General features: G+C 67.1%; 24 protein-coding genes. 20 read left to right on the top strand and 4 right to left on the bottom strand.

Translation table 11 applies throughout. From position 1 onward, the window contains the following. Position 1 precedes the first annotated feature (1 nt). Together ACSFB7_RS11415 and ACSFB7_RS11410 are read left to right on the top strand one after the other, a co-directional pair. Positions 2-634, top strand: a complete 633-nt coding sequence (locus tag ACSFB7_RS11415) for a 2'-5' RNA ligase family protein (protein ID WP_435470094.1) — start codon at positions 2-4, stop codon at positions 632-634. Between the two features lies 1 nt (position 635). Continuing rightward, positions 636-1,169: an endonuclease V gene (locus ACSFB7_RS11410; protein WP_435470092.1), complete on the top strand. Its 534-nt coding sequence runs from the start codon at positions 636-638 to the stop codon at positions 1,167-1,169. Here ACSFB7_RS11410 and ACSFB7_RS11405 read toward each other — a convergent pair. After that, positions 1,166-2,080, bottom strand: a complete 915-nt coding sequence (locus tag ACSFB7_RS11405; RefSeq protein WP_435470090.1) for a LysR family transcriptional regulator — start codon at positions 2,078-2,080, stop codon at positions 1,166-1,168. The two genes, ACSFB7_RS11410 and ACSFB7_RS11405, sit on opposite strands and share 4 nt — an antisense overlap. 128 nt (positions 2,081-2,208) lie before the next feature. Here ACSFB7_RS11405 and ACSFB7_RS11400 point away from each other — a divergent pair, with 128 nt between their 5' ends. The 7 genes from ACSFB7_RS11400 (at position 2,209) to ACSFB7_RS11370 (ending at position 7,246) form a co-directional block, all read left to right on the top strand. After that, positions 2,209-3,198, top strand: a complete 990-nt coding sequence (locus ACSFB7_RS11400) for a 2Fe-2S iron-sulfur cluster-binding protein (RefSeq protein ID WP_435470088.1) — start codon at positions 2,209-2,211, stop codon at positions 3,196-3,198. Between the two features lie 44 nt (positions 3,199-3,242). Then, entirely contained in the window at positions 3,243-4,502 is a 1,260-nt protein-coding gene (locus tag ACSFB7_RS11395; RefSeq protein WP_435470086.1) for an aromatic ring-hydroxylating dioxygenase subunit alpha, read from the top strand. Next, positions 4,499-4,978, top strand: a complete 480-nt coding sequence (locus ACSFB7_RS11390) for an aromatic-ring-hydroxylating dioxygenase subunit beta (RefSeq protein ID WP_435470084.1) — start codon at positions 4,499-4,501, stop codon at positions 4,976-4,978. The genes ACSFB7_RS11395 and ACSFB7_RS11390 overlap by 4 nt, the downstream gene beginning before the upstream one ends. A gap of 3 nt (positions 4,979-4,981) precedes the next feature. Next, complete coding sequence (locus ACSFB7_RS11385; RefSeq protein WP_435470082.1) at positions 4,982-5,350, top strand: chorismate mutase; 369 nt, start codon at positions 4,982-4,984, stop codon at positions 5,348-5,350. Then, on the top strand, positions 5,347-6,321 hold the full coding sequence (locus tag ACSFB7_RS11380; protein WP_435470080.1) for a Bug family tripartite tricarboxylate transporter substrate binding protein: 975 nt from the start codon (positions 5,347-5,349) through the stop codon (positions 6,319-6,321). Before ACSFB7_RS11385 ends, ACSFB7_RS11380 begins: the two co-directional genes overlap by 4 nt. A gap of 17 nt (positions 6,322-6,338) precedes the next feature. Beyond that, complete coding sequence (locus ACSFB7_RS11375) at positions 6,339-6,659, top strand: non-heme iron oxygenase ferredoxin subunit (protein ID WP_093239606.1); 321 nt, start codon at positions 6,339-6,341, stop codon at positions 6,657-6,659. A gap of 104 nt (positions 6,660-6,763) precedes the next feature. Further along, a complete protein-coding gene (locus ACSFB7_RS11370) occupies positions 6,764-7,246 on the top strand; it encodes a RidA family protein (protein WP_435470079.1) in 483 nt (160 codons plus the stop codon). 12 nt (positions 7,247-7,258) lie between these two features. On the opposite strand, the gene ACSFB7_RS11365 is transcribed toward ACSFB7_RS11370, so the two are convergent. Together ACSFB7_RS11365 and ACSFB7_RS11360 are read right to left on the bottom strand one after the other, a co-directional pair. Further along, positions 7,259-7,798: a DinB family protein gene (locus ACSFB7_RS11365; RefSeq protein WP_435470078.1), complete on the bottom strand. Its 540-nt coding sequence runs from the start codon at positions 7,796-7,798 to the stop codon at positions 7,259-7,261. A 77-nt stretch (positions 7,799-7,875) separates the two neighbouring features. Beyond that, complete coding sequence (locus tag ACSFB7_RS11360) at positions 7,876-8,961, bottom strand: DUF72 domain-containing protein (RefSeq protein WP_435470076.1); 1,086 nt, start codon at positions 8,959-8,961, stop codon at positions 7,876-7,878. Positions 8,962-9,023: 62 nt separating this feature from the next. Between ACSFB7_RS11360 and ACSFB7_RS11355 the strand changes: the two genes are divergently transcribed. From ACSFB7_RS11355 to ACSFB7_RS11320, 8 genes are all read left to right on the top strand, one after another. Beyond that, positions 9,024-10,520: a sensor histidine kinase gene (locus ACSFB7_RS11355; RefSeq protein ID WP_435470074.1), complete on the top strand. Its 1,497-nt coding sequence runs from the start codon at positions 9,024-9,026 to the stop codon at positions 10,518-10,520. Next, a complete protein-coding gene (locus ACSFB7_RS11350; protein WP_435470072.1) occupies positions 10,517-11,155 on the top strand; it encodes a response regulator transcription factor in 639 nt (212 codons plus the stop codon). Before ACSFB7_RS11355 ends, ACSFB7_RS11350 begins: the two co-directional genes overlap by 4 nt. Before the next feature lie 145 nt (positions 11,156-11,300). Further along, positions 11,301-11,801 (top strand): GlcG/HbpS family heme-binding protein, encoded by a 501-nt coding sequence (locus ACSFB7_RS11345; RefSeq protein WP_435470070.1) that lies wholly within the window; start codon positions 11,301-11,303, stop codon positions 11,799-11,801. Continuing rightward, positions 11,801-12,499: an ankyrin repeat domain-containing protein gene (locus ACSFB7_RS11340; protein ID WP_435470068.1), complete on the top strand. Its 699-nt coding sequence runs from the start codon at positions 11,801-11,803 to the stop codon at positions 12,497-12,499. Before ACSFB7_RS11345 ends, ACSFB7_RS11340 begins: the two co-directional genes overlap by 1 nt. 45 nt (positions 12,500-12,544) lie before the next feature. Further along, positions 12,545-13,189 carry an FMN-binding negative transcriptional regulator gene (locus ACSFB7_RS11335; RefSeq protein ID WP_435470066.1) on the top strand — a complete coding sequence of 215 codons (645 nt, stop codon included), beginning with the start codon at positions 12,545-12,547 and terminating at the stop codon, positions 13,187-13,189. A gap of 1 nt (position 13,190) precedes the next feature. Then, entirely contained in the window at positions 13,191-13,427 is a 237-nt protein-coding gene (locus tag ACSFB7_RS11330; protein ID WP_435470064.1) for a hypothetical protein, read from the top strand. Continuing rightward, complete coding sequence (tadA, locus tag ACSFB7_RS11325; RefSeq protein WP_435470062.1) at positions 13,417-14,535, top strand: tRNA adenosine(34) deaminase TadA; 1,119 nt, start codon at positions 13,417-13,419, stop codon at positions 14,533-14,535. The genes ACSFB7_RS11330 and tadA overlap by 11 nt, the downstream gene beginning before the upstream one ends. After that, positions 14,532-15,500 (top strand): LD-carboxypeptidase, encoded by a 969-nt coding sequence (locus ACSFB7_RS11320; protein ID WP_435470060.1) that lies wholly within the window; start codon positions 14,532-14,534, stop codon positions 15,498-15,500. The genes tadA and ACSFB7_RS11320 overlap by 4 nt, the downstream gene beginning before the upstream one ends. Before the next feature lie 25 nt (positions 15,501-15,525). Here the strand turns inward: ACSFB7_RS11320 and ACSFB7_RS11315 are convergent, their stop codons facing one another. Beyond that, positions 15,526-15,861: a hypothetical protein gene (locus tag ACSFB7_RS11315; protein WP_435470058.1), complete on the bottom strand. Its 336-nt coding sequence runs from the start codon at positions 15,859-15,861 to the stop codon at positions 15,526-15,528. Positions 15,862-16,198: 337 nt separating this feature from the next. Between ACSFB7_RS11315 and ACSFB7_RS11310 the strand changes: the two genes are divergently transcribed. From ACSFB7_RS11310 to ACSFB7_RS11300, 3 genes are all read left to right on the top strand, one after another. Continuing rightward, on the top strand, positions 16,199-17,146 hold the full coding sequence (locus ACSFB7_RS11310) for an adenylate/guanylate cyclase domain-containing protein (protein ID WP_435470056.1): 948 nt from the start codon (positions 16,199-16,201) through the stop codon (positions 17,144-17,146). 131 nt (positions 17,147-17,277) lie between these two features. Continuing rightward, positions 17,278-17,631, top strand: coding sequence for a hypothetical protein (locus ACSFB7_RS11305; RefSeq protein ID WP_435470054.1), 354 nt, complete (start codon positions 17,278-17,280; stop codon positions 17,629-17,631). A gap of 217 nt (positions 17,632-17,848) precedes the next feature. Then, a complete protein-coding gene (locus ACSFB7_RS11300; RefSeq protein WP_435470052.1) occupies positions 17,849-19,633 on the top strand; it encodes a DUF1800 domain-containing protein in 1,785 nt (594 codons plus the stop codon). The last annotated feature ends 19 nt before the right edge of the window (positions 19,634-19,652 follow it).

Raw genomic sequence — 19,652 nt, 5'->3', positions numbered from 1 at the left:
CATGTCTGAACAGTTTCTTCTTCCCGGTATCGATCCCCCGCCGCGGCCTCTGCCGCGCAGCCGAAAAAACAACAAGCCGCAGCGCAAGGAAGCGCTGCCCCACGCACTCTTCTTCGCCATCCTTCCGAGCCCGCAAGACGCCGCATCCATCACCGAATTGGGCGTGCTGATGAACTCGCGGCATGTGCTGAAAGCCACGCTGGTCGATGCGCCGCGCCTGCACGTCACGCTGCACGATCTGGGCGAGTACGCGGCGGTGCCGCAAGACAAGGTGGCGCTTGCACGAGCTGCCGCCGCGACGCTGGAAGCACCGTCCTTCGACGTCGTGTTCGACCGGGCCATGAGCTATGCGAAGGGTGCGCTCGTGTTGTGCGGCAATGAAGGGGCGGGCGCGCTTGCGCAGTACAGGCAGCGGCTGGGCGAAGCACTGGCGGACGCAGGCTTCAAGCCGACGCGCGCCTTCACGCCGCACATGACGCTGGCCTATGCGCGCCGCAAGCTCGAACAGCACGCGACCGACGAACCGGTCCGCTGGCGCGCCGGGTCATTGGCGCTGATCGACAGCCACGTGGGCGAGGGCGTTCACGAGATCCTGGCGCAGTGGCCGACGGCGCAGAACTCCGTGGAGGCCTGAAGTGACCGAGCCGCTGCTGGTTTGCCTCGACGTGGACTACCGCGCCGACACCGCAGTGGCCGCCGGCGTCTGGTTCCGTGGATGGACCGCGGCGCATGAAGAAACGCAGGCCGTCGCCGGCTTCGGCGAGGTGGCCGCGTACGAACCCGGCGAGTTCTATCGCCGCGAATTGCCGTGCCTGCTCGGCGTGTTGCGCGAAGGGCCGCCGGCCGACATCGTCATCGTCGACGGCTACGCGACGCTCGAGCAAGGCCATGCGGGGCTGGGCGCGCATCTGCACGAGGCGCTGGGGCGCAAGGTGCCTGTCGTCGGTGTCGCCAAGACGGCATACCGCAGCGCGAGCGATGCCATCGAGGTGCGGCGCGGCGGGAGCGGATCGCCGTTGTTCGTGACCGCCGTCGGAATCGACGTGGCGCTCGCCGCGCAGGAGGTGCGCCGCATGCACGGCCCGTACCGCGTGCCGACGCTGCTGCGCGCGGTCGACCAGCTCGCGCGCAACTCGGCGATGCCGGACCACGCCCGGCCTGCGGACTAACCGCCGTCCGCGAAGTTGTCGAACAGCAACCCGCGCATCCACTGGTTGCCCGGATCGCGGTGCACCTTCGCATGCCAGAACAGGTTGATCGCAATCTGCGGCAGCGCCACCGGGTGAGGGCGCCACACCAGCCCGAAGGGCTCGGCAATGCTCTGCGCCAGCCGCTCGGGCACCGTCGCGATCATTTCGCTCGAACGCAGGATGTGGCCGATGGCCACGAAGTGCGGCACGCGCAGCCGGATGCGGCGATGGATGCCTTGCGCCGCCATCACGTCGTCGGCCTTGCCGTGGCCCGTGCCGGCCGCCTGCACCAGCACATGGTCGGCCGCGCTGAAGTCCTTCAGTGACACGCTGCGCTTGCGCGCCAGCGGATGCGTGCCCGAGAACAGGCACACGTAGCGCTGCAGGAACAGCCGCCGCTGGAACACGCCCGCCTTGAGCTGCGGCAACAGGCCGATGGCGATGTCGACGTGGCCGGCTTCCAGCTCGTCGCGCAGGTTGGTCGCGGTGTTGTTGCGCAGCGTGCTGATCGTCACGCCCGGTGCGGTGAGCGACAGCGCTTCCATCAGCTTGGGCGTGAAGTAGATCTCGCCGATGTCCGTCATGGCGAGCGTGAAGCTGCGCGTGCTGGTGGCGGGGTCGAACACCACCTGCTGGTTGAGGGCCGTGTGCAGCGCACCCATCGCATAGGCCACCGGCTCCGCCAGCTGCAGTGCGAAGGGCGTGGGCTCCATGCCGCGCGCGGTGCGCAGGAACAACTCGTCGCCCAGCAGCTTGCGCAGGCGCGCCAGCGCATTGCTGATGGCGGGTTGCGAAAGCCCGAGCGATTCGGCCACCGCCGACACGCGCTTCTCGGCCAGCATGCGGTCGAACACCAGCAGCAGGTTGAGGTCGATGTCCTTCAGTTGCATGGCAGACCTTTATTCATGCCAGTGATGGGGATGATTCACCGGATTCTATTGGTCAATCTCCATCGGCCGCGCATCATCCAGCCACAGAGACAAGCCGGCCACGACGCCGGCGCAAAGAGAGCCCGACGATGGACCTGCACATTCACCCCCTTGCCCGCACCCTCGAGGTCCGCCCCGGCGCGAACCTGCTCGAAGTGCTGCGCGAGCACCATGTGCCGGTGTCGTACAGCTGCATGTCGGGGCGCTGCGGCACCTGCCGCTGCAAGGTGGTGTCGGGCCAGGTGCTCGACGGCGGGCAGGACGCGATCCGCCCGGACGGGCAGGGCGAGCGCTACGTGCTGGCCTGCCAGAGCACGCTGACCGAAAGCTGCGTCATCGAGATTCCCGAGCCCGATGAGGTGGTGGTGCATCCGGCGCGGATCCTGAAGGCGACGGTCACCGGCATCGATGTGCTCACGTATGACATCCGTCGCCTGCGGCTCAAGCCGAACAAGCCGCTGGAGTTTTCTCCGGGCCAGTACGCGCAACTGCAGTTCGCACCCGATCTGGCGCGGCCGTATTCGATGGCCGGGCTGAGCCGAGATGCGGAGCTTGAATTTCATGTCCGCAGGGTGCCGGGCGGCCGGGTGACGGCGCACATCTTCGAGCAACTGCGCGTGGGCGATTCGGTTCGGGTGAGCGGTCCACTGGGCACGGCCTATCTGCGAACGAAGCATCGCGGCCCGATGCTCTGCGCCGCAGGTGGCACCGGGCTCGCGCCGATTCTTTCCATCGTGCGCGGCGCCATCGCGGCGGGGCTCACGCAGCCGATTCACCTGTACCTGGGCGTGCGCTCCGATGCGGACGTCTACGGCCTGCAGGAACTGCGCGAGCTGCAGGCGCAGCACCCCGGCCTCGATGTGCACGTGGTGGTCGTCACCGGCCCCGCGCGCGACAACCAGCGGCTGGGCCTCATCACCGATGCGATCCGCGCCGACTGGCCCGGCAAGCTCGACGGGTGGCGCGCCTACCTCTGCGGCTCGCCGCCGATGGTCGAGGCCGTGACCCAGTTGGTGCGTGCCCGAGGCCTTGCACCCGAGCAGACCCATGCCGATGCCTTCTACCTGCAAGGCACCTGAAGAACAAACAGAAGAGACCGACCGACAAGAAAAGGAGACCCGCGATGACCACGCAAGCCGTGTTCCCCATCGAGTTGCGATGGGAGAGCGACAAGACCAGCCGCATTCCCTTCATGGCCTACACCGACGAGGCGCTGCACAAGAAGGAGCTGCAGCGCTTCTTCTACGAGAAGCACTGGTGCTACGTCGGCCTCGAAGCCGAGATTCCGAATCCGGGCGATTTCAAGCGCACGACCATCGGCGAGCGCTCGGTCATCCTGTCGCGCGACGAAGCGGGCGAGATTCATGTCTTCGAGAACGTCTGCGCGCATCGCGGCATGCAGTTCTGCCGCGAGCGCCACGGCAACAAGAAAGAGTTCGTCTGCCCCTACCACCAGTGGAACTACACGCTCAAGGGTGATCTGCAGGGCGTGCCGTTCCGCCGTGGCGTCAAGCAGGACGGCAAGGTGCACGGCGGCATGCCGGCCGACTTCAAGACCGAGGACCACGGCCTGAACAAGCTCAAGGTCGCGTCGCGCGGCGGCGTGGTGTTCGCGTCGTTCGACCACGGGATCGAATCGCTCGAAGACTTCCTCGGCCCCGACATCCTTCATTACTTCGACCGCCTGTTCGACGGCCGCAAGCTCACCATCCTCGGCTACAGCCGCCAGCGCATTCCGGGCAACTGGAAACTGATGCAGGAGAACATCAAGGACCCATACCACCCGGGCCTGCTGCACACCTGGTTCGTGACCTTCGGGCTCTGGCGCGCCGACAACAAGTCGGAGCTGAAGATGGATGCACGCGGCCGCCACGCCGCCATGATTTCCACGCGCGGCAATGCGGGCAAGGCCGCGCAGGTGACGCAGGTGTCGAGCTTCAAGGAAAGCATGCAGCTCAAGGACCCGCGCTTTCTCGACATCGTGCCCGAGCCCTGGTGGGACGGACCGACGGCGGTGATGATGACGCTGTTCCCCAGCCTGATCCTGCAGCAGCAGGTCAACAGCGTGTCGACGCGGCACATCCAGCCGGTGGGCCACGACGCCTTCGATTTCGTCTGGACGCATTTCGGCTTCGAGGACGACACCGCGGAGATGACGCAGCGCCGCCTGCGTCAGGCCAATCTGTTCGGGCCGGCCGGCTTCGTGTCGGCCGACGACGGCGAGGTGATCGAGTTCTCGCAGGAAGGCTTCGAGCAGAAGCCCTATCACCGCACGCTGGCCGAGCTGGGCGGGCGCGAGGTCGAGAACACCGACCACATGGTGACCGAGACGCTGATTCGCGGCATGTACCGCTATTGGCGCGAAGTGATGGAGGCGGCATGAAGCTCGACGCCAACACCTATCTCGAACTGGCCGCGCTGTACGCGGCCTATGCCCACGCGGTGGATTCCGGCAAGTGGGACTTGTGGCCCGCGTTCTTCATCGAGCAATGCAGCTACCGCCTGCAGCCGCGCGAGAACCACGAGCGCAACCTGCCGCTGGCCACGCTGTCCTTCGAGAGCCGGGGCATGCTCGAAGACCGCGTCTACGGCATCCAGGAGACGCTGTTCCACGACCCGTACTACCAGCGCCATGTGATCGGCCTGCCGGTGGTGCATTCGGTGGACGCCGACGGCGCGATCCACAGCGAAGCCAACTACGCGGTGTTCCGCACCAAGCTCGACGGGCCTTCCACCGTGTTCAATGTCGGCCGCTACATCGACAAGGTCGTGCCGACGCCCGAAGGCCTGAAGTTCGCTTCGCGCCTGTGCGTGTTCGACAGCGAAATGATCCCGAACTCCATCATCTACCCCATCTGAGCCATGCAAGAAAAAGAACCAGAGACCCACGGTGCGCCATTGAGGCGCTTTGTCGACCCGGCCTACCAGCCGCTGTGCAACAACCTCGCCGAGGTGCGCGAGAACATCGATGCGCTCGACCGCAAGATCGTCGCGCTGCTGGCCGAGCGCGGCCGCTATGTGAAAGACGCCGCGCGCTTCAAGCGCGATGCCTTCCAGGTGTCGGCGCCGCAGCGCCAGCAGGAAGTGATCGACAAGGTGTGCGCGCTGGCCGAGAAAGAGGGCGCGTACCCGGAGGTGGTTGAAGCGGCGTATCGGGCACTCATCGCGGGCTTCATCGCACGCGAGCAGCAGGACCACCTGGGCATGGTCGATGTGGAGGCCAGGCCATGAGCGTGGTCCGAATGCTGCCGCTTGCCGTCGCTGCGCTCCTCACGGTGGCTGGCGCGCACGCACAACAGGAATGGCCGCAGCGCCCCGTGCGCATCGTCGTGCCGTTCGCGGCCGGCTCGTCGCCCGACATCCTTGCGCGCATCGTCAACGACAAGCTCTCGGCCCGGATCGGCCAGCCGCTGATCGTGGACAACAAGCCCGGCGCCGGCGGCAACACCGGCACCGACCAGGTCTCGAAGGCCGCGCCCGATGGCTACACCTTCCTGCTGTCGGTGAACGCGCCGCTGGTCTACAACACCATCCTCTACAAGAACCTGCCCTACGACCCGTTCAAGGACCTGGTGCCGGTGTCGCTCGCCGCGACCACGCCCAATGTCTGCGTGGTCTCGAATTCGATGAACGTCGATTCGGTCAAGGGCTGGCTCGCCGCGATGAAGCAGAACCCCGGCAAGTTCAACTTCGCATCGACCGGCAACGGATCGATCTCGCACCTGGGCGTGGAGCTGATCAAGCTCAAGACCCAGTCGTTCGCGGTGCACATTCCGTATGCGTCGTCGGGGCAGGCGGTCACGGCCATCATCCAGGGCGATGTGCAGTACGCCTGCCTGCCGCCCGTCACGGTGATGCCGCAGGCCAAGGCCGGGCGCCTGAAGGCACTGGCCGTGACTTCGGCCGAGCGCTCGGCGCTGCTGCCCGAGCTGCCCACGCTGCGCGAGTCGGGCCTGCCCGACATCCAGGCCGTGCCGTGGTTCGCCTACATGGCACCCAAGGGCACGTCGCCCGAGATCGTGCAGCGCATGAGCCGCGAGATCGCGGCGGTGCTGAAGGACCCCGAAACCCAGAAGCGCCTGCAGACCGCGTACTTCGATGGCGTGGGCAGCACGCCCGAGGCGCTGGGCAAGTTCATGGGCGAGGAACTGCGCCGCTGGAAGCCGGTGATCGAACGCGCGGGCATCAAGGCCGACAACTGAGCGAAGGACAAAAGAACATGAGCACGATGACCTGGGTCGACGCCGCGGCGGTCGACGACGTTCCCGCCGACGACGTGGTCGGCATCGAGGTGCAGGGCAGGGACATCGCCCTGTACGGCACCGAAGACGGTATTCACGCGACCGACAACATCTGCACGCACGGCCATGCCCGGTTGTGCGACGGCTTTCTGGAGGGCCACGAGATCGAATGCCCGCTGCACCAGGGGCGCTTCGACGTGCGCAATGGCAAGGCGATGTGCGCGCCGCTGACCGAAGACCTGCGCAGCTATCCGGTGAAGATCGAGGGCGGCCGGGTCTTCCTCGCGTTCGAGGCCTGAAGGGCGGGGCCTGCTCGATCTGTTCCGTATCGGGCCAGCACGATCTGTATCTGTTTTCCCGCGAAGCCGGTAGCGACAATGGCGCTCCTTTTCATGGAAGCCATATGACAGAGCAAAGCCGCGACCAGATTGCCGACCTCATCGCCTCGGAGCTGGGCCACAGTTTCGAAGGCGACATCATTGCGGGCGGGCACTACGTGCCCCTCGTGCGCGATGGCCGCACGGTCTACCTGAGCGGACAGGTGCCGCGCGTGGGCACCACGGTGGTGGTCACCGGCCGTGTGGGCGATCAGGTGTCGCTGGCCAAGGCGCAAGAGGGCGCGCAGATCTGCGCGCTGCGCAGCCTGGCGCTGCTGCGTCGCGCGCTGGGTTCGCTCGATGCGGTCGAGAAGGTGCTGCGCGTCGGCGTGTTCGTGCAGTGCACGGCGGACTTCACGCAGCAGAGCGAAGTGGCCGATGCCGCATCCGACCTGCTGCACCGCGTGTTCGGCGATGCCGGCGTGCATGTGCGCACGGCGGTCGGTGTCTATGCGCTGCCGAAGAACGCCACGGTCGAGGTCGAGATGACGGTGGCCGCCAAGGCCTGAAGCACCGGGCGCCTATGCCGCCTGTTCCGCCTGCGCCGTCTCCGCCCCTTGCAGGCGGCGCGACGGCTCGGCCTGGTGCAGGTACACCGCGAAGGTGTCATATGGCAGTTCGCGCGACTCCTGCCTCAAGAGGCGACCGACTTCACCCCGGTGATAGCCACCGTGGGTGACCACATGGGTCAGCATTTCTTCGCGTGACATGAAGCCCTTGTCTCCATCGGTGAAGACGAAGGGGACGCGCTCGGCCAGCAGCACCGGCGTCATCGTTTCCAGATAGTCGAGGTACCAGCGGTCCAGCGTGGCCACGGCGGCGCGAAGGTCCTTCAGCGTCGGCGTGTGTTCGGTGTTGTCCGTGGAAAAGTCGTGCGCCTTGCCCACGAGATGCGCCGCGAAGATCTGGTTCACCACGAGGCAGTGATTGACGAGCCGGATGGCGGCGTGCCGCGCATCCTTGTGCAATTGCGGATCGAAGCCTTCCATTCGATCCAGCAGCTCGTCGTGGGCCCATGCCTGGTAGTTGAAGAGGGTGCGAAGCAATGCCGGCGCGCTCATGACGGGGTGTCCTTTGGATCGGGGGGAAGGTCATGCTACGTGAATAGGATTCCCTGTCTACCCCTGTCCGAGACCGACTAACGCGTTGGCAGGTTCACGATGTCGCGCGCCAGCGATGCGATCGTCAGCGGCGCGCAACCTTCGGCGTTGTTGCTCACGGTGACGAAGGCGTTCTGCCCCGCGCGCGTGGTGCCGGCGATCACCTTGGCCAATGCCGCGCGCGTTTCCGGATCGGGATCGATCACCTTGTCGAAGGGGCCGTAGAGCTTCTCCGCATCTTCATAGCCGAAGCGGCCGTGGCGGCGGTGCAGGTTCCAGCGGCACACCAGCGGACCGGGCCAGAGCGCGCGCAGCATCGGCAACTGGTCTTCGATCGGCGGCATCTTGGCGTGCAGGCCCATGCAGAAGGTGGCGCGCACGCTGCGCAGCATGTCGGCGAAGGCGGGGCACAGCAATTGCGGATCGCGCACTTCGACGGCAATCACCGCGTCGGGCGCCACCGATGTCAGGTCGGGCAGCGATTCGAGCATGGCGGCGATGCGCCCGAGCAGCGCGGGCTGGTCGGCCAGCAGGTGTCCGGGGATCGGGCTCAACTGGAACACCAGCACGCCGATGCGATGGCCCAGCCCTTCGAGGGCGGGCAGCACGAATTCCTGCCGCGCGATCTCGCTGCTCAGGAACACGGGGTTGGCCTGCATGCCGCGACCGCTTTCGTCGCGCACCGTGGCATCGGTCACAAGGCTCGGCGCCTTGACCACGAAGCGAAAGTCGTCGGGCACCATGGCCGCGTAGCGCGCGTACTGGCTGGCGGTGAGGGCGCGATAGAAGTTGCGGTCCAGGCTCACGGTGCGAAACAGCGGGTGCTTCGCCAGCGCCGACAGGCCGTTCTTCGACAGCACGGTCTCTGCGTATTCGCCGTCCCACACGAGATTGGCCCAGCCGGGATAGCTCCACGACGAGGTGCCGAGCCGCAACTGGGGCGGCAACGCGGCGGCCAGCTCGACCAGCGCCGGATCGGTTGGCGCGGGCTCGACCGTGCCGGTGCGCGATTTCTTCTTCGCGGGCGCTTCGGCGTCGGCCTGTGCCTTGGGCGGCGGCGATGCCGCGGGCTCCTCTTGCGGGCGCGGAAGATCGGGGAAAAGGGAGTCCTGCACTTCACTCATGTCTGGGGCCGCATTCTCGGCCAACATCGAATCGGCCCGCAGCGGCGGGCACAATCCGCGCCATGAAACAGTGGTTGCGTACGCAGGGTGGTTGGTGGCTGGCGTGGCTGGTCCTCACGGCCGTGGGCGCGGTGTGGCTGGCGCGGGCCCAACTCGCGCAGATGCATCAGGACTTCGAGACCGACGTGCGCATCGCCCACCGCCTCATGAGCCAGCAGGTGGTGCAGTACGACGCCGTGCTGGCCACGCTCGCATTGCTGGAGCCCAGCAACGGGGCGGACCACCCCGAGCAGCGCCTGCCGTCCGTGTACTCGTCGATCCTGCGGGTGCAGCGGCGCGATCGCGACGAGCCCTGGCCCGACGCAAAACAGGCCGGCGTATTGGCCGCGGCCGAAGCGCGGTCGCGCAGCCAGCATCGCGCCGACCTGGCCACGCTCGACCTGACGCACGGCCGCTACCAGCTCGTGATGGGCGCCACGCCGTTCAGCTATGCGCTTGAAATCGACCTGGTCGGCTCGGTGCCGTGGCGCGACTGGCCGATGAATCCGCAGCAAAGCCCCGTGCGCCTGAGCCTGCAGCGCGATGGCCAGCAACTGGTGCTGCAGCCGGGCCGGCCTTCCGCGAGCGGCTGGCGCTTCGACCTGACCAAGGCGCTGGCGTCGCCGAGCCAGCCCTTCGACCTCGTGGCAGAGCGCCATGTGGGTTGGGGCGAGTTGCCGTGGCGCAGCATCGGCGGCTGGGCGGTGGCCATGGCCTTGCTGCTGGCCGGCCTGTGGGCCGCGCAGCGCCAGCGCGTTGCGCGTCGCAGGGCCGAAGAGTTGTTGCGGCTCGGCCAGGTCGCGCGGCTCAACGCGCTGGGTGAACTGTCGGCAGGTTTGGCGCACGAACTCAACCAGCCGCTCACGGCCGTGTTGGCCAATGCGCAGGCCGCGCGCCGCCTGCTCGACGACGATCCACCCGACCTGGCCACCGCCCGCGACGCGATGGGCCAGGCCGTCGAGCAGGCGCGCCGCGCGGCCGGCGTGGTGGGGCGCCTGCGCCGCGTGATCGAGCGACCCGAGGCAGGCGGCGAAGTGAAGCCATTGGTGCTGCAAGAAGTAGTGCGCAGCGCGATGCACCTGCTGGCGCCGGAGTTTTCCCGTCACGCGATCACGGCGCAGTTCGATGCCACCGCGCAGGCACCGGTGCGCGTGCAGGCCGAAGCGGTGGCACTGGAGCAGATCGTGCACAACCTGCTGATGAATGCGCTGCAGGCGCTCGACCTCGTGCCGGCCGCCGAGCGGCGCCTCGTGGTCTCCGTCGGCCGCAACGGGCAAGAGGGCGTGCTGACCGTGGCCGACAACGGACGCGGCATTGCACCCGAGGCACTGCCGCGTCTCTTCGAGCCCTTCTTCAGCACCCGCGAAGGCGGCCTGGGTCTCGGCCTGAGCCTCAGCGAGACATTGGCCAGTGGCATGGGCGGCAGCCTGAGCGCGGCCAATGCCACACCGCGCGGCGCGCGCTTCACCTTGCTGTTGCCGCTGGTGGCGTCGGCCACCGCCACGGAGCGCCCGTCGTGAGCACGCCCGGAACCCATCAGCCCCTGTCGCCGCTCATCCACCTGATCGACGACGACCAGGCGGTGCGCGAAAGCCTGTCGCTGCTGATCGGCACGGTCGGCCTGCGGGTGCAGGACTGGGCCGATCCGCAAGCCTTCATCGACGGCTTCGACCGCGCGAGCGTGGGCGCCATCGTGCTCGATGTGCGCATGCCCGGCATCAGCGGGCTCACGGTGCTCGACCGCCTGATGGCGCAGGGTGTCGACCAGCCCGTCATCATGCTGACCGGCCACGGCACCGTCGAGATGTGCCGCCGCGCCTTCAAGGCCGGCGCGGCCGAGTTCCTCGAAAAACCGGTGGACGACGAGCAACTGCTCGAAGCCTTGCAGCAGGCCGTGCGCCAGCATGTGCGCACGCGCGAACGCTCGCAGGCCGACAACGCCGCGCGCGAGCAGGTTGCGCAACTGTCGGAGCGCGAGCGCGAGGTGCTGGCCTTCATCGTGCAGGGCCTGACCAACAAGGAGATCGCACGCACGCTGGCGCTGTCGCCGCGCACGGTCGAGACGCACCGCGCCAACCTGTTCGCCAAGCTCGATTGCGATTCACTGGCGCAACTGATCCGGCGCTACGCGGTGCTGGTCGACAGCAAGGCCTGAACGGCGGGGCAGGGCGCGCTCCGTAGAACTACGGAGCGCCGCGCGTAACCGTACGAATGGCCTTCGTGCGCGGCGTTTTCTACAGTGGCGCAGCGGTCGGCAACAGCCGGCGCACTCACCCTGCATCCACTGGAGAAACCAAACAATGCACTCGATCCTTCGCCTCGGCGGCCTCGCCGTTCTGCTCGCCGCATCCGCCGCCCAGGCCCAGTCGCCCGCGCCGGCCGTTCGCACCGAAAAGAACATTTCGCTCGCACTGGCCAACCAGGTCGCGGCCGAAGCCGTGGCGGCCTGCGCAGCCAATGGCTACAACGTGGCGGCCACCGTGGTCGACCGCGCTGGCACCGTGCGTGCCGTGCAGCGCGCCGACAACGCCGGCCCGCACACGCTGGCATCGAGCGAGCGCAAGGCCTGGACCTCGGCCTCGGCCAAGAGCCCGACGCAAGCCATGATGGAAGGCGCGCAGAAGAACCCGGGCGCGGCGAACCTCGTGTACCTGCCGGGCTTCCTGCTGCTGGGCGGCGGCGTGCCGATCAAGTCGGGCAATGAAGTGATCGGTGCCGTGGGCGTGGGCGGCGCACCGGGCGGCAACCTCGACGAGCAGTGCGCCAACGCGGCCATCGACAAGGTCAAGGGCCAGCTCTGATGAAGGCGCGCGGTGCCTGGACGGCGGTGCTGGCGGTGGCGCTCGGGCTGGGCGCATCGGCCGGCGCGTCCGCGCAGGTGCCGCCGCTGGCGGCCGAGGTGCTGGCCTATGAAGGACTGCACCGGGCCGCATGGCATGGCGACCTGCCGAAGCTGAAGAGCCTGATTGCGTCGGGCGCCAGCCTCGACGCGCGCGACCCGCGCGGCCGCACGCCCTTGCATGTCGCGACCTATGCGCGGCAACGCGACGCGGTGAAGCTGCTGGCCAAGGCCGGCGCCAACCTCGACCTGCTCGAAGACGAGCGCTACGACGCCGTGACCATCGCGTCAGTGGCCGACGACGTGGCCACGCTCTCGTTGCTGCTCTCGCTCGGCGCCAAGGCCGGGCAGACCACGAGCCGCTACGACGGCACCGCGCTCATCGCTGCCGCGCACCTGGGCCACGACGAAGTGGTGCGCCGCCTGATCGCGGCGGGCGCGCCGCTCGACCATGTCAACAACCTGCACTGGACCGCGACCATCGAGTCCATCGTGCTCGGCGACGGCGGACCGCGCCACCAGCGCACGCTGGCCGCGCTCATCGACGCGGGTGCCAACCTGAAGCTGACCGACCGGCAGGGCAACACGCCGCTGCAACTGGCCAGGGCCCGGGGCTACACGGCCATGGTCAGGCAACTGGAGGCCGCGCACGCAAAGTAGCGCGGCTCGGGGACAATCGGGCCTCGCCCACGAGGAACCCGTCCCATGTACATGCCCCCGCAGTTCAATGCCAAGGACCCGGCCATCGCGCTGGAGCTGATCCGCTCGCACCCGTTCGCGAGCCTGATCTCGAACGATGACGACGGCCTGCCGTACGTCTCTCACCTGCCGCTGGTGGCCGAGCCGCGAGAGGGCGGCGAGCTGGTGTTGTGGGGCCATTGCGCCAAGCCCAATCCGCACTGGCGCTATCTGCAGGCGCGGCCGAAGGCGGTCGCCACTTTCCTCGGGCCGCATTCGTACCTGTCGCCCTCGGTCTATCCCGACTTGGCGCGCGTGCCGACCTGGAACTACCTGGCGGTGCATTGCACCGTCGAGGCCCGGTTGATCGAAGAACCGGCCGCCAAGGACGCCCTGCTCAAGAAACTCATCGGCGATCACGAGCCCGGCTACGCGCAGCAATGGCGCGACCTGGGCGAGGAGTTCCAGCTCAAGATGCTGGCCGGCATCGTCGGCTTCGAGCTGCGCGTGACGGCGCTGCAATGCAAGATCAAGCTCAACCAGCACCGCCGCGAATCGCATGCCGCGATGCACGCCGTCTACAGCGCAGGCACTCCGGACGAAAAAGCACTGGCCGTGTGGATGGACCGCCTCGGCATGAATGCCCGGGCCCCCGTGGCAGAGGACCGCTGAAATGCGCGTGCTCGGATTGATCGGTTTGGTGCTGGCGTTGTTGATCGTCGGATTGATCGCGAAGAAGCAGATGGGGAGCGGTGTTTCATCCGCACTGCCGGCTGTGCCGGGCGTGGTCGCACCGGCCGCCGGCGAGCCACCCGCCACGGTGCGCGACCAGTCGCAACAGGTCCAGAAGCAGGTCAAGGACGCGCTCGAAGCGGCCGCCCAGGCGCGCAAGATGCCGGATGACAACTGAGCCCGCATTGCCTTCGCCGATGAACGACGACGACGCGCGCTGGATGACGCTGGCGCTGGCCGAGGCCCGCCTTGCCGCCGAAGCGGGCGAGGTGCCGGTAGGCGCAGTGCTGGTCAAGGACGGCCAGGTCATTGCCACCGGCCGCAACACGCCCGTGGCAAACCACGACCCGAGCGCGCACGCGGAGATCAATGCACTGCGTGCCGGTGCCGCCGCGCTCGGCAACTACCGGCTGGATGGCTGCGAGTTGTTCGTCACGCTGGAGCCTTGCGCGATGTGCGCGGGTGCCATGCTGCATTCGCGCCTGGCGCGCGTGGTGTTCGGCGCGACCGACCCGAAGACCGGCGCGGCCGGTTCCGTGCTCGACCTCTTTGCCGAACCGCGCCTGAACCATCGCACGCAGGTGCAGGGCGGCGTGCTGGCGCAGGAATGCGCGGCAGTGTTGCAAGCTTTTTTCCAGCAGCGCCGCAGTGTCGCGCGCGAACAGGCCGAGCCCTTGCGCGACGATGCGCTGCGCACGCCGGCAGAGCGCTTTGCCGCGCTGGGCGACTACGCCTTCGCCGCGCATCACGTGCACGACCTGCCGGGCCTGCAAGGCTGGCGCATGCACTACGTGGACGAAAGCGGCGAGGGCGATCCACTCGCTGGCTGCCTGTGCCTGCACGGCCCCGGCGAATGGGGCTACTTCTTCCGGCACCTCGTCGGCGCGCCCGGCCTGCGCACGCTCGTGCCCGACCTGATCGGATTCGGCAAGAGCGACAAGCCCAAGCGCGAAACGACGCACACGCTCGAATGGCATCGCGATGTGCTGCTCGAATGGCTCGACCGTTTGCACCCAACGCCGTTGGTGCTGCTGCACAGCGCATCCGCCGCCAACCTGGCCGCGCTACTGCAGGCTGCGGCGGGCGACCGCTTCGCAGCGACGTTCGTGGCGCCCGAAGGCGGCGAGCGCATCAAGGACGCATGGCGCGCGCCTTTTCCCGATCGGGGCTACGAAGCCGCATTGCGCGCGCTCGGGCCCATCGCTTCTTCTTCGGGACCGACACCCGCGCAGGCCAAGGCGCTCGCCCTGCAAGCGCGCAACGCAATGGGATACTCGACCTCGTGACCAAACACATCTACATCTACTCTCCCTCCAGCGCGATCCGTGACAAGGCTGCTTTTCGGCGCGGCGTGAAGCGGCTCACCGCGCTGGGCCATGAAGTCGAAGTCGACGACGCGGCGCTGTCGGTGCACCAGCGTTTTGCGGGCGACGACGCCACGCGGCTCGCCGCCATTTCGCGCGCGGCCGCCAGCGGCGCCGATGTTGCGCTCATCGCGCGCGGCGGCTACGGCCTCACGCGCATCCTCGACGCGATTCCGTACAAGGCCGTTGCGAAGGCGATCCAAAAGGGCACCCAATTCGTCGGCTGCAGCGACTTCACCGCGCTGCAGAACGCGCTGCTCGTCAAGACCGGCGCGATCACCTGGTCAGGCCCCGCGGTCGGCGAAGACTTCGGCGCCGAGGACGGCCCCGACGACATCATGGAAGCCTGCTTCGACGACCTGTTGAGCGGGCAGGGCGAAGGCACCGGCTGGCGCATGCCGGCACGCGATGCCGAACTGAAGTTCAAGCCCGTGCAAGACGCCGTGCTGTGGGGCGGCAACCTGTGCGTGCTCACCAGCCTGCTCGGCACGCCGTACTTTCCGATGGTGGACAAGGGCGTGCTGTTCATCGAGGACACCAACGAGCATCCGTACCGCATCGAACGCATGCTCGACCAGCTGAAGCTGGCCGGCGTGCTCGCGCGCCAGCGCGCCATCGTGTTCGGCCAGTTCACCGGCATCCGCAAGGTGGCGGGCTACGACCGTGGGTTCGGTTTGAACACGGTCATCGACCGCCTGCGCGCCACGCTCAAGGTGCCCGTGCTGGCGGGCCTGCCGTTCGGGCATGTGCCGACGAAGGTTTTGCTGCCCGTGGGCGCGAAGGTGGCGATGGCGGCCGAAGGGCGCGACGTGTTCCTGGTGTGGGGTCATCAGCATGACCATTCACACGAGCACCACCATCATCACCACGACGACCACGCCCATTGAACAGGGCACGGGCCGCGCGGCGGCTTCAACCGTTGTTGGTGAAGCGCTGGTGAGCGCGCGGGCCCATCGAGCCGGGCAGTCCGCCCTTGAACATGCTGTTGATGGCTTTCATCTGGCGGCGCGCGGCGGATTCGCCGTCGATGTCGCTGAGCGCGACCATCACGTCCTGCCGCAGATACCAGAGGGCTTCCATGTCGACCGCAAAGCGCACGCGCTGGCTGACGCGCTGGATCGAATGGCCGCCACGTCCCTGAAGGGCCGACAGCATGGCTGTGCGGATGCGCCCCAACTGGCTTTCTGCCACCTGGCGGGAACCGAAGCCGGGCACGTTCAGCAGACGAAGAATTCGGCGGAAAAGCATGAGGCGAGAAGCGTATTGCGGGAAGCAAGGACGGTCGCTACCTTAAGCCGCAGTTCACGGTTGCACAAGATCACAAACAGTGTTTCTTGTTTGTAAAACAACACGCTTTACTTGTCGTTTTCACTGCTATTTTCAATTTGTTTTCCAAAGTACTACATATGCTCAATGTCCCCTGGGCATCCGCCTTGCTGTTACGAGCGTATACATATGGTCAACAGAGAGATCGGGCGGATCGTTTCTTGTATGTCTGGTCGCACGCCAAGGAAACCGCTCGCAAGTGAATGCGAGGAGCCTTGACCATAATCAACCAGAGATCGCAATAGAGAATCACAACAGTATGGGTGTCAATTCCACAGTCGTATTCGCGGACTTGACGGGGAGTACCAGGGTCTTCGAGGCCATGGGGAATGCACGGGCCACCGAAACCGTCACGCGGCTTACTCAATGGATCGGCGGCGTCTGCCAGGCGCACGGTGGCCGGGTGGTGAAGTCGCTGGGAGACGGCGTCTTTGCGATCTTTTCCAGCGGGGCCGCGGCCACGCACGCGGTCATCGAGTTGCAGCGCTACCACCAGAAGCGCCTGCTGGTCTGGCCGGCGCCATTGCGCATGGCATTGCAGATCGGCGTGGCGAGTGGTGACGTGGTGGAAGTGGAGGGCGATTGCTACGGCGACGCCGTCAACCTGGCTTCGCGCTTGAGCGACCTGGCCGGGCCCGGCCAGATCTGGGTGACCGACGCCGTGATCTCGCAGTTGCGCGAAGGCGGCGTGCAGCATCGCGACCTGGGCCTCATCAATATCCGGGGCCGCAGCGAAATGTCGGTGGTGCATCGCATCGACTGGCAGGAAGACGTGACCTCCTTTCTCACCGTGCCGGCCGCGCTCGCGCCGTTGCGGATGCCGGACTCTTCGTTCGGCCAAATCGAACTCGCATGGCTCGACGTTCGCTCGATGTTCAGCACCGAGCAGTTGCCGATTCATCTCGGGCGCGTCGACGACGCGCAGTTCGTGGTGAACGATCCGCGCGTCTCGCGGCTGCATGCGCGCATCGAGGTGCGGCAGGGCAGTTGCGTGCTGATCGACGTCAGCACCTACGGCACCTGGGTCCGCTTCCACGGCAACGGCGGCCCGAGCACCGAGATCGCCTTGCGGCGCGAAGAGTGCGTGCTCCATGGCCGCGGCGAGATCGGCCTTGGCGCGCCGCTGAGCGACTTCAGCGCACCCACCATCTCCTTCAGCACCACCGGCGGCGACGTGATGCTGTCGCGCCGCGAGATCGCGCGTTGAGCCTTTCTTTCGCGGCGCGCGCTGCCGGTGACGTTTGGCAACCACCCGGCAGCGCCGCGGGTGCACCGCATGCATGCATCGGGCGTTGCGTATCCACATGGGCGCTGTCCGCCCTTGGCCCTGGAGCCAATGTGAACTTCAAAAATCATTCTTCTGTTTTCAAATGGGTTGCCATCGGCACGATTGCCGCGGGCGCCTTGCTGGCCGTGGGATCGGCCAGCGCGCGCGGAAGCTGGTCGGTGGAAATCGGCACGCCCGGCCTGGCCATCGGCGCCTACCCGGCGCCGTACTACGCGCCGCCGCCGGTTTATTCATATCCGGCTCCGATCTATTACGAACCCCCGCCGCCGGTGTATTACCGGCCGCCACCGCCGGTGTACTACCGCCCGGCACCCATCTACAGCCCGCCGCCGGGACGCATCTATTACGGCCCCGGCTATCCCTACCGTCCGCCGAACGACGACTGGTACGACGAGCACGACTGAGCGTCGCCACACGCAGCGCGCAGCTGAAGACTTGCTGAACCGCGCCAGTTTTCTGGCATGCCATTTTTGTTTCTGGGAGTGACTAAAAAGTCACAATAAGTCACATTTGTGGATTGACTCGCCTTGTTTTCGGGCGACCCACCATGCGATTTCCGCAGGGCATGCCACTTGCCTTGAACAGCTCGACCGGCGTTGGAGCGCCGCAGGAGCGAGGAACATGGTGGAACAGAACGAAGCCGGCTGCGCATGCGTGGCCGACGAAGCCGCGCCGGATGCGTCGCGGCCCCTGAAGACATTGGCGGCGTTTTCCCTCTCGGCGGCGCTGGCCGCATGCGGTGGTGGAGGCGGAGGTGGGGGCGGCGGTGGCTTTCCCTTTCCACCGGTCGGCGGAGGCGGCGCCCCCGGCCCGGATGCGGTGCCCGACACCGGCCCCTACCACTACCTGCAGGCAAAGAACGACGAGGAGGCCGCGCGCTTCCTGCTCCAGGCGCAGTTCTCCGCTTCGGACGCCGAGATCGCCGACGTCCGCGCCAAGGGCTACCTGCCATGGCTCAGCGCGCAGTTCGGCGCACCGCGCGCGCCGACGGCCTGGGAATGGATGAGCCCCCGAACAGGCGTCCCCACCGAGGTCGACGCCATGATCTGGCGCCAGCTCATGACCTCGGCCGATACGCTGCGCAAGCGCCTGGCCCTGGCGTTCAGCGAGATCTTCGTGGTCTCGGCCACCGAGATCGGATCGAGCTGGCCGGTGATCATGATGGCGCAGTACTGGGACATGCTGGTGAATGGCGTCACCGGCAACTTCCGCCAGTTGCTGGAAGACGTGACGCTGAACCCCGCGATGGGCTTCTACCTGAACACCCGCGACAACCGGAAGGAAGACGCGAACGGCCGGCAGCCCGACGAGAACTACGCACGCGAGGTCATGCAGCTCATGTCCATCGGCCTGTACCAGCTCAACCCCGATGGCACGCTGAAGACCGGCGCCGATGGCCAGCCGATAGAGACCTATGTGCAGGACGAGGTGTCGAACCTTGCGCGCGTCTTCACCGGCTACGACCTGGACATCCGGGCCGGCGAGTACGGCGCCGTCACGCAACCGGGCGGGGGCACGGTCGAGTCCAACCAGTGGACCACGCGCCCGATGAAGTTCGACCCCGCCCGGCACTCGATGCGCGAGGCGCGCTTTCTCGGCGCCACCGTGCCGGCTGGCACGCCCGGCCCGGCGGCGCTGAAGATCGCGCTCGACACGCTCTTCAACCACCCGAACGTCGGCCCCTTCATCGGCCGGCAACTGATCCAGCAGCTGGTCACCAGCAACCCCAGCCCGGCCTACGTCAAGCGCGTGGCCGACATCTTTGCCAACAACGGTTCGGGCGTGCGCGGCGACATGAAGAGCGTGTTCACGGCCGTGCTGATCGACGACGAGGCGCGTGCGCCAACGGGCCTTGCCGACCCGAACTTCGGCCGCCTGCGCGAGCCGATGCTGCGCTTCGTGCAATGGGGCCGCACCTTCGGCATCGGCTCGGCCAAGGACACCTGGAAGATCAGCAACACCTCGGACCCGAGCCAGAGCCTGGGCCAGAGCCCGCTGCGTTCGCCCTCGGTGTTCAACTTCTTCCGGCCCGGCTACGTGCCGCCATCGACCGCCATCGCCAGCAGCAAGATGGTGGCGCCCGAGTTCCAGCTGGTCACCGAGACCAGCGTGGGCGGCTATCTGAACTTCATGCAGGACGCGCTGCAGAACGGCTTCGACAGCAAGGACGTGGTGGCCAGCTACGCGGCAGAGAAAGCGCTCGTGCTCGACCCCGCGGCGCTTGTGCAGCGGCTCAACCTGCTGCTGACCGGCAACCAGTTGTCGGCCGCCACGGTGGCGCTCATCACCAATGCGCTGGCCACGCCCGGCCTGAATGCATCGAGCAACGACACGGCCCGGCTCAACCGCATCTGCGCGGCGGTGCTGCTGGTGATGGGCTCGCCCGAATACCTCGTCCAGAAATAAATAAACGCGGAGTCCTTCG

The organism is Variovorax raffinosi (genome assembly GCF_051216615.1).
Classification (GTDB): domain Bacteria; phylum Pseudomonadota; class Gammaproteobacteria; order Burkholderiales; family Burkholderiaceae_C; genus Variovorax.
This window is presented reverse-complemented; position numbering and strand designations above follow the sequence as displayed.

Excerpts from the sequence above, each read along its gene's own strand:
- ACSFB7_RS11415 (WP_435470094.1), top strand. The coding sequence starts at position 2 with ATGTCTGAACAGTTTCTTCTTCCCGGTATCGATCCCCCGCCGCGGCCT.
- ACSFB7_RS11405 (WP_435470090.1), bottom strand. The coding sequence starts at position 2,080 with ATGCAACTGAAGGACATCGACCTCAACCTGCTGCTGGTGTTCGACCGC.
- ACSFB7_RS11400 (WP_435470088.1), top strand. The coding sequence starts at position 2,209 with ATGGACCTGCACATTCACCCCCTTGCCCGCACCCTCGAGGTCCGCCCC.
- ACSFB7_RS11395 (WP_435470086.1), top strand. The coding sequence starts at position 3,243 with ATGACCACGCAAGCCGTGTTCCCCATCGAGTTGCGATGGGAGAGCGAC.
- ACSFB7_RS11390 (WP_435470084.1), top strand. The coding sequence starts at position 4,499 with ATGAAGCTCGACGCCAACACCTATCTCGAACTGGCCGCGCTGTACGCG.
- ACSFB7_RS11385 (WP_435470082.1), top strand. The coding sequence starts at position 4,982 with ATGCAAGAAAAAGAACCAGAGACCCACGGTGCGCCATTGAGGCGCTTT.
- ACSFB7_RS11380 (WP_435470080.1), top strand. The coding sequence starts at position 5,347 with ATGAGCGTGGTCCGAATGCTGCCGCTTGCCGTCGCTGCGCTCCTCACG.
- ACSFB7_RS11375 (WP_093239606.1), top strand. The coding sequence starts at position 6,339 with ATGAGCACGATGACCTGGGTCGACGCCGCGGCGGTCGACGACGTTCCC.
- ACSFB7_RS11370 (WP_435470079.1), top strand. The coding sequence starts at position 6,764 with ATGACAGAGCAAAGCCGCGACCAGATTGCCGACCTCATCGCCTCGGAG.
- ACSFB7_RS11365 (WP_435470078.1), bottom strand. The coding sequence starts at position 7,798 with ATGAGCGCGCCGGCATTGCTTCGCACCCTCTTCAACTACCAGGCATGG.
- ACSFB7_RS11360 (WP_435470076.1), bottom strand. The coding sequence starts at position 8,961 with ATGAGTGAAGTGCAGGACTCCCTTTTCCCCGATCTTCCGCGCCCGCAA.
- ACSFB7_RS11355 (WP_435470074.1), top strand. The coding sequence starts at position 9,024 with ATGAAACAGTGGTTGCGTACGCAGGGTGGTTGGTGGCTGGCGTGGCTG.
- ACSFB7_RS11345 (WP_435470070.1), top strand. The coding sequence starts at position 11,301 with ATGCACTCGATCCTTCGCCTCGGCGGCCTCGCCGTTCTGCTCGCCGCA.
- ACSFB7_RS11340 (WP_435470068.1), top strand. The coding sequence starts at position 11,801 with ATGAAGGCGCGCGGTGCCTGGACGGCGGTGCTGGCGGTGGCGCTCGGG.
- ACSFB7_RS11335 (WP_435470066.1), top strand. The coding sequence starts at position 12,545 with ATGTACATGCCCCCGCAGTTCAATGCCAAGGACCCGGCCATCGCGCTG.
- ACSFB7_RS11330 (WP_435470064.1), top strand. The coding sequence starts at position 13,191 with ATGCGCGTGCTCGGATTGATCGGTTTGGTGCTGGCGTTGTTGATCGTC.
- tadA (WP_435470062.1), top strand. The coding sequence starts at position 13,417 with ATGACAACTGAGCCCGCATTGCCTTCGCCGATGAACGACGACGACGCG.
- ACSFB7_RS11315 (WP_435470058.1), bottom strand. The coding sequence starts at position 15,861 with ATGCTTTTCCGCCGAATTCTTCGTCTGCTGAACGTGCCCGGCTTCGGT.
- ACSFB7_RS11310 (WP_435470056.1), top strand. The coding sequence starts at position 16,199 with ATGGGTGTCAATTCCACAGTCGTATTCGCGGACTTGACGGGGAGTACC.
- ACSFB7_RS11300 (WP_435470052.1), top strand. The coding sequence starts at position 17,849 with ATGGTGGAACAGAACGAAGCCGGCTGCGCATGCGTGGCCGACGAAGCC.